Source organism: Streptomyces sp. NPDC005181 (genome assembly GCF_040608395.1).
In the GTDB taxonomy this organism is placed as follows: Bacteria; Actinomycetota; Actinomycetes; order Streptomycetales; family Streptomycetaceae; genus Streptomyces.
In genome coordinates this window covers 1-7,711 of record NZ_JBEXID010000167.1, presented here as the reverse complement: position 1 = coordinate 7,711, position 7,711 = coordinate 1, and the positions used below count along the sequence as shown (strand labels likewise).

Here is a 7,711-nt window from a genome sequence, read left to right as displayed (position 1 = left end):
GCACCGGGCCAAGCGCCACGACGTCGGCAAGACGGTCAAACGCGCCGAGTCAATCAAGGAACACCAAGCCCGCCGAGGATAAACGCCAAGCTAAGACCGACCGGCAAAGGGCTGTCCGACTCCGGGGCCGGGTGGGCCCCTGCGGTCATGCGGTAGCGGGTGAAGAAGGTGGGGCCGTAGGCCCGGCCTCTTCCTGCACCTGGTCCAGGTTCTTCCCCCGCGGCCGACAGCCGCCGCCGAACGCGACCTGGCGCACGTAGTACCGGTACGCGGAGCCAGTCCTCATTTGCTAGAACGTCATCATGCAACCCAGCCCAGCACCTAAAAAGTGCTGGTCAAGGGCCTGTTTCAAGAGCTCCCGCCCAGCGGGAGAAAAACGTCGACATCATGGGCCGGCCTCCCGCACCACAGGCAGCCAGCCCCCGCACTTCCCATCAGGCCCGGAACCGGCAGACCTCCGGTCAGCTTATGGCTCGTCACTCATCTCATTCGGCGGTTCCCACGACAGCCGGACCGAGACCGGTGGGGAGGTGAGACACCGCCAAGGCGACGGCCTTCTGGGCAGTGGCGGCCTCACCGAGGGCGCCGGAGTGAGGATGCATCATCACGCGGTACAAGCTGCCGTTGGGTGACGGGGCGATGGCCACCTCATCGCGGAACGGGTATTCGGTGCAGGAGCTGAAGCCGAGCGTCCAGTGGCTGGAGAACACATAGAGTTGTCGCAGCCTCGGTTCGGCATGAGCTGCTTCCACGAGTTCGCCGAACTCAGGGAAATCCGGGGCCTCAGCTGCCTGTTCCCGCATCGTTCGCCACTGCAGCTCCACCACCGCGTCCGGCCCGCGTTCGTGGGCCTCGGCGCGTTCACTGGAGTGCAGAAACGGCAGGTCCGCCCTCAGCTCCCGCAGGCTCCTGCCCTTTCCCCACGCCACACCAGCCCTGACGACATCCGCCAGGTCGGGCGTGGATCCGGTGATGAGTTCGACCCCCTGGCTCCAGCCGGAGACACCGAACCAACGGTTCTCGGCCCCGATGTGAACGGACAGCGGTTTGCGCCCGGGGACCGACGAGGTGATGCCCGCCGAGACGAGCGGCCATCAATCGGCGCTCTTCTTGGCGGGGGCGCGCTCGCCTGTCTGCGGCTTGCATGCGTAACGAGCGGTCCGGTTAAGCCTTTCAAAGCTGCCGATTCCGGCGACCGACACCCGTTCGCCCGCGACAACTGCGCGGACCATGGCGTCGAGGACCGCATCGACCGCGTGGGCGGCCTGCTGTTGCCCACCGAGCCTGTCGGCAATCGCTTCGACGAGCTGAGCCTTGTTCATGTCCATCCCGGTAGGTGGAGGTGGGGAATAGTCCGACGATAGCCACGGCCTCGGCTTCCCGACGGAGGCCTGACCGGGAGCTCCTGCAGTTCGCCCTGTCAGCCCATGCCATGACCTGACCATGACCATGGAGTAGGGAAGAAGGGCGCTGTCTGCGCTGCGGGCCCTGGCGCCACCGGGGTCCTCCCTCACGAGCAAGCGACGGGGTCCTCCGGGGTGGTGCCGTGGCCACAGCGCGGCCAGTCAGGCTGAGCTGCGGACGGGGCGGGGCTCGGATGTGGCATATCCGAAGGACGCTCGAGCACGGCCGTTAGTTGCCGACCTCGCGCGCGCCTCCGAGACCGCAGCACTGAAATCTTCGCTGCGGCGCTGACGGGTGTACTGAAACGAATCGTCCGCTACCAAAATCTTCCGTGCGGTCCGACAAGCGCACTCAAATCGGTCCGTCTGGATCCCGGATAAGCTCCCTATGTCCGGAGTCCACGTCGGCCGAGACATGCTGAGGGGCGCCAGCTACAGCTGGCGTCCAGAAGGGGTGCGGCAGTTCTGCCGCGGGTGCTCACCACACTGGCGCGCCGGTTCTCCCTGCCGTCCCCCGTCAGGCGCACCGCACCTGATGCGTCGCGGTGCGAGCGGAACAACCGTCGACGACAGGGTGGGCGGCACCCTGGAGGAAGAGAAGGTGTGAAGGCGGGAGAGGAGGCGTGATGCGGACCAGCGACGAGATCTATCACCGGGTCCGCTGGGACCCGCGGTTCGACCCGGCCCGGTTCGTGCTGGGGATCAGCCAGCGCGGGGATGCCCTCAAACGCATCCCACTGCCTTCCTTCGTGCCCGGGGGCGACATCCCGTGGCACCGGGTGGTGTTCATCGAGGCGGACGGCGAGGTGGTCTGGGACCGGTCCACGGGTGTGGACCGCATCGACGCGTCGCGCGCCGGCCGGGTGCGGGACCGGCAAGCGCAGCTGACCTCCGACACGAGCTCCGGCAGGGGCGAGCCCGCCGGCGTCCTCGACGTGTCCCCGACGGCCCGCACGGCGGTGGCCTGGATCCCGCCTGCGGAGCTGTGGCCGCCGATCCAGGACATCCGCCGGGATTACGATCCGCAGATTCACCGCTGGCCGCCGCACGTGAATGTGCTCTTCGGCTTCGTGCCGGAGTCCGACTTCGAGCGGGCGGCCCCGCTGCTCGCCGCGGCGACGGCCGAGACGCCGGTCTTCACCGCCCGGCTGGACGGGGTGAGCACCTTCCGGCACAGGGCGTACTTCACCGTGTGGCTCGACCCGACGGCGGCCGGCAAGGCGCCGTGGGCGGACCTGTACCGCGTACTGCAGCAGCGGTTCCCGCGCTGTTGTGGGCCCGCCAAGAACTTCACCCCACATCTGTCCCTGGGCCGGACCCGGGATCCGCGGCGAGTCACCGCCGCCTGCGCCACCCGGCTCGACGCCATGACGGCGACGGTCTGGGAGCTCGTCCTGCTCTCACGCAGGGGCGACGGGCCGATGCGGCCACGGGCCACGGTCGCCCTGCGCACGGGCGAGGTCCGCTGGCTGCCCGCGCCCGGCTCCGAAGCGCCGGGCCCGGAGGACACTGCCTGGCTCTCCGAGATCACCAACAGGTGAGGCACATAGCCAGGCGAGGCAAAGTACCGCCCGGGTTTCAGGTCGCACGGGCGGAGCGTTCTGACGCCTGTCGGAGATGCGTCAGCGCCTGCCCCTCCCAGCAACCAAGGGGAACCGGCCGAGCGCGTTGACACGGGCCCGGAGGCGTCGCCGCCTCCGAACCCGTGGCCGTGTCGTGCTACCGACGGATGATGTTGATCGTGACGGTGGTGATGTGGCCGTGGGGGTCGGCACTGAAGTGGTCGCAGGCCTGCTCGAGGATGGGGCAGCAGGGGTTGGTTCCTCTTGTTCGCCAGCAGCGGTTCGAGCATGGTGGCGACTGGGCCCGGGTGCCCCTTCCCATGCTCTCGGCGGGAGACGCTCGCATCGATGAGTCGGGTTGGCGACCGACTAATGCCCGAAGGCTCCACAACTTGTACGACCGCTCATTTGACGAACTCATCAAGGTGCGCAGCACTTGCTCAAGCTGGGCAATCGAACCGGCCATGTGCAGGATCCAGCGATAACCCCTGGTCAGGTACGCAAAGGAAACTCAACTCCGCTCACAACAGGGACCATTCAGCTTCCCCCTCCGCCACCAGAACCGATCGATCGAGATGAGTAATACCTAGTCAAAGCTCTGCGCTCTGCTCACCAAAACCGGTCCACGACACCGCAGCTACCGGCGCGCACACGGACACCTCGCCCCCAGACAAGACGCCCAATGGGGCGAAGGGGGCACCGACAGCCTGATCTCGATCGGGCAGCTCATCGCCAACCTCCGCCGCAAGGGCGGCCTCAGCAAGGACGCCGAACGCGCCGAGCACCGGGCGCAGCAGTTGGCCGCCATCGACCCCAACTGGGCGTGCCCCTGGCCACTCAACTGGCAACGCCACCACCGAATCCTCACCGACATCGCCACCACCGAACCCAACGGGGTCCTCCCCCACATCCAACCCGGCGTGCACTTCCAAGGCGACGACCTGGGCAAGTGGCTGGAACGGCAGGCCCGTGACTGGGCGCAACTGTCGCAGGAACAACAACGGCGACTGTCCGCACTCGGACTCTGTTGCCGAATTTGTGGCGTGGGGTTGTCCTGGTCCGGGATGATCTTGCTCGCGGTCGTTCTCCCGTCACCGGCCGCGGGGTGATGTGGGTGTCCATACGTCCGGTAGGTCTTCCGCCGGTGCCCGAGCGGACTGCGGTCATAGCCCGTAGGGCGTTCCCGAAGGGCAGCTTGCCGATGCGGGTGCGTGACCGGCTTCAGGAAGTGTTCTCGGACGAGCCGTTCGCTGCGGGCTTCGGGGTGCGCGGGGCGCCGGCGCTGTCGCCGGGGGTGCTGGCGCTGGTGACGGTGCTGCAGTTCGCCGAGGACCTGACCGACCGGCAGGCCGCCGCGATGGCGGTGCGGGCCATCGACTGGAAATACGCGATCGGCGTCGAGTTGGACGATCCCGGTTTCGACTTCACGGTGCTGTCGAAGTTCCGTGCCCGGCTGGCCAATCACGGTATGGAACGGGTCGTCTTCGACCGGCTGCTGGAGCACTGCCGCGCCGAGGGGCTGGTGGCCGCGGGCGGTAAGCAGCGGACCGACTCCACCCATGTGATCAGCGCGGTGCGTGACCTGAACCGCCTGGAGTTGGCCGGGGAGAGTGTGCGGGCCGCGCTGGAGGCCCTCGCGGTGGCCGCCCCGGCCTGGCTGGCAGGCGTGGTGGACATCGCGGAGTTCGCCCACCGCTACGGGCCGGACGCCAACACGTGTGCTGACCGGGCCTTTTGCCACACGTTCGGCCGGGGCGAGGGCAAGCATCAGCCCCCGGCCACAACCGGTCCTCTTCCAACTTCCGGATCGCTACGCGAGTCGCTGCAGAAACACCGCCGATCCGGCGATCCGGAACACCCCTTCTGGGCCGCCAACGCTTCGCGCGCAGCCCCTTCGGACGCCTACGCGGCATCGGCCCTTCGGATCAACATGCCGTCATCCTGCCACGGACCCGGCTGCCTCCGCACCCAGTCACCAAGGGCCCGCACCACGTCAGGTGCTCTTACTTCTCACCGACATTCATGCGCTCTCCGGACGCCGAGTGATGCCGGAACCCACCAACAAGTGCTCTCCTTGAGACTTACGCAGCCATGCAGTACCACCCCGGCTTGATGGACGGCTTCATCGCCGAGACCGGACTCATCGCGACGCCGCCATGACATCACCCCAAACCGAAGACCTCAGTAGCCGACGGGGCCGGGCCGGGCCCGGGCCCGGTCGCGGAACCACGCAGCTGCCCCCACCAGCACCGCCGCCCCCAGCCCGTACAGGGGCAGCCACAGAGTCGTCGTGGCCGCCAGGCACTCGGCAACGGCCTTGCGGGCCTGGACCTCCTGCGCGAACGCCAGGGCAGCACCGTCACTGCCGGCCAGGTTCCCCAGCGCGGCCTTCACTTGGAGGGCCTCGTACCTGCCCATCAGCTCGCACTCGCTGCGCGTGCCCGGCATCGGGAACAGCCAGGCCCGGCGCTGCAGCAGGGGTGCAAGTGCGATCGCCACGCACAGGCCGACGACCAGGGCGTACGCGACCAGGCCGCGCATGTACGCCGAGCAAATGTCCGGCGTCCACTCCGCCCGTCGCTGAAAGGCGAGCATCACTGCAAGGAGCGTCACCCCGATGAACGTGGCGAACCACTGCCACGAGCCCTGGGCGAGCGCGAACGTCAGCACCGCGGCAAGTCCGATGCCGATGACCCCGGGAGCGGGAATGTCATCGCCTGCTGCGACGGATGCCGGCCTCGGGGTCACTCGGGGGCTGGGATCACTCACGGGCCTCTCCTGCAGGGGGAGGCATCAGCATCCGCCGCGGGGCGCCGCGGCCCTGGGCACCATGCCGTGCGGGCCCGGCGCCTAGCCCGGATGGCCCGCACCTGGTCAGCCGCGCGGGCCACGGGCCGGGGGCGCGCCTGGGCCGTCTCTTCCGGATCATGCCTGGCACGCGCTGCCTGGCACCGCACCTTGCTTGTCGGAGCGTCCGACAACGTCCAGTGATCGGGTGCCCCTCCGCCTTGCGGCAGCACCAGATACCGCGGGTTTTACCGGCCTGATCCGAAAGAAACGGCCTAATACTCCAGCAGGATTTTGCTGTCTGATCTGGGGTTTTGCCGGGCGGCTGGAGTGTAGCGGGACACGGAATGCCCCGGGGCGGTCTCACGGAGACCGCCCCTCGATCGTGCGACAACGCCGCAGGTAATGACAACGACGGGGAAACCTTCTCCACGTGATCACCGAGCATGTTGCCACGCAGTGGGACCTTGAACTGGAAGATCTCTTCCTGACCATCGGTCATCGCTTTGGTCGTGTGGAGCTTCGCCGCCGCATGCGTGACTACGTGCGCGGTCTGCTCGCCCCCGTGGCCCGCAAGAACAGCTGGCAGCTGGCCGAACAGGCCGGTCACACCACGCCCGACGGCCTGCAACACCTGCTCGCCGGCGCAAAGTGGCAGCCCGATGACATCCGCGACGACCTGCAGGAATACGTCGCCGACAAGCTCGGCGAGGACAGCGGAGTCCTCATCATCGACGACACAGGCTTCGTCAAGAAGGGCACCACCTCCGCCGGGGTCCAGCGCCAGTACTCCGGAACCGCCGGCCGCACCGAGAATTGCCAGATCGGCGTCTTCGCCGCCTATGCCACCTCCCGCGGCCGCGCCCTGGTCGACCGCGAGCTGTATCTCCCCAAGTCCTGGACCGAGGACCGTGAACGCTGCCGCACGGCGAGGGTCCCGGACGAGCGGGAGTTCGCCACCAAGGGCGAGCTGGCCCGGCGCATGGTGCTGCGTGCCCTCGCCTCGCCGCTGCCTATCGCCTGGGTCACCGCGGACGCCGCCTATGGGCAGGAGAGCCGCTTTCGCCGCCTGCTGGAGCAGTCGGGCGTCGGCTATTTGCTGGCCGTGCCCAAGTCCCAGTTCACCGTGGGCTGTCCCCGTATCGAGGGGCTGTTCGCGCAGGCCCCGACCGAGGCGTGGGAGAAGATCTCATGCGGCGACGGCGCGAAGGGACCGCGCGTCTACCACTGGGCGGCGGTACGACTGCCGGCCGTCGCCGAGTTCGACTACCAGGGCGAGGTTCCTCACCGGATGCGGTGGGCGCTGGCCCGGCGCAGCATCAGTAAGCCCGACGAGATCGCCTACTACCTCGCCTACGCCCCGCTGGAGGTCACCGTCCAGGAGCTGGTACGGATCGCCGGAACGCGCTGGGCGATCGAGGAGTGCTTCCAGGCCGCGAAGAACGAGTGCGGCCTGGACCAGTACGAAGTCCGCCGCTACGTGGGTTGGTACCGGCACATCACCCTCGCCATGCTCGCCCACGCCTTCCTGGCCGCCACGGCCCACCAGGCCCGCGAAAAGGGGGCGGAACCGGTGAGGCGACGGGGGCCATCGAGCTCACAGTGGCGGAGGTTCGGCGACTCCTGGCAGCTTGTCGTCCCCGGCCCCCGCACCTGCGCGGCTACCGAGGACGACACCATGCGCTCAGCTGGTCGAACTGGCGCCGGCGACGCCAAGCAGTCGCCCGTCGTTGTCATTACCTGCGGCGTTGTCGCACGATCGAGGGGCGGTCTCCGTGAGACCGCCCCCGGGGCATTCCGTGTCCCGCTACACTCCAGCCGCCCGGCGAAACCCCAGGTCAGACAGCAAAATCCTGCTGGAGTACTAGTAGGGCTTTGTTAGGTACCCCAAGTGCTCCTCGTCGGATAGATTGTGATCTTCTTTCAGGTGTGACTCCTGAGGAGATGGAAGAGGTCCGT

General features: G+C 68.0%; 3 protein-coding genes and 4 pseudogenes. 4 read left to right on the top strand and 3 right to left on the bottom strand.

All coding sequences use genetic code 11. From position 1 onward, the window contains the following. Positions 1 to 485 precede the first annotated feature (485 nt). Both ABZV38_RS38755 and ABZV38_RS38750 read right to left on the bottom strand, forming a co-directional pair. Positions 486 to 929 (bottom strand): DUF6193 family natural product biosynthesis protein, encoded by a 444-nt coding sequence (locus ABZV38_RS38755; RefSeq protein WP_356333464.1) that lies wholly within the window; start codon positions 927 to 929, stop codon positions 486 to 488. A gap of 171 nt (positions 930 to 1,100) precedes the next feature. Then, positions 1,101 to 1,322: pseudogene (locus tag ABZV38_RS38750) on the bottom strand (HU family DNA-binding protein); the annotation flags it as partial. A gap of 707 nt (positions 1,323 to 2,029) precedes the next feature. Here ABZV38_RS38750 and ABZV38_RS38745 point away from each other — a divergent pair. The 3 genes and pseudogenes from ABZV38_RS38745 to ABZV38_RS38735 form a co-directional block, all read left to right on the top strand. After that, positions 2,030 to 2,872 (top strand): annotated as a pseudogene (locus ABZV38_RS38745) (RNA repair domain-containing protein); the annotation flags it as partial. Positions 2,873 to 3,597: 725 nt separating this feature from the next. Then, a pseudogene (locus ABZV38_RS38740) lies at positions 3,598 to 3,987 on the top strand (helicase associated domain-containing protein); the annotation flags it as partial. 122 nt (positions 3,988 to 4,109) lie between these two features. Continuing rightward, positions 4,110 to 5,078, top strand: coding sequence for a transposase (locus tag ABZV38_RS38735; protein ID WP_356333462.1), 969 nt, complete (start codon positions 4,110 to 4,112; stop codon positions 5,076 to 5,078). Positions 5,079 to 5,146: 68 nt separating this feature from the next. On the opposite strand, the gene ABZV38_RS38730 is transcribed toward ABZV38_RS38735, so the two are convergent. Beyond that, entirely contained in the window at positions 5,147 to 5,734 is a 588-nt protein-coding gene (locus tag ABZV38_RS38730; protein ID WP_356333460.1) for a hypothetical protein, read from the bottom strand. A gap of 490 nt (positions 5,735 to 6,224) precedes the next feature. Here ABZV38_RS38730 and ABZV38_RS38725 point away from each other — a divergent pair. Next, positions 6,225 to 7,304, top strand: a pseudogene (locus ABZV38_RS38725) (IS701 family transposase); the annotation flags it as partial. Between the last annotated feature and the right edge of the window lie 407 nt (positions 7,305 to 7,711).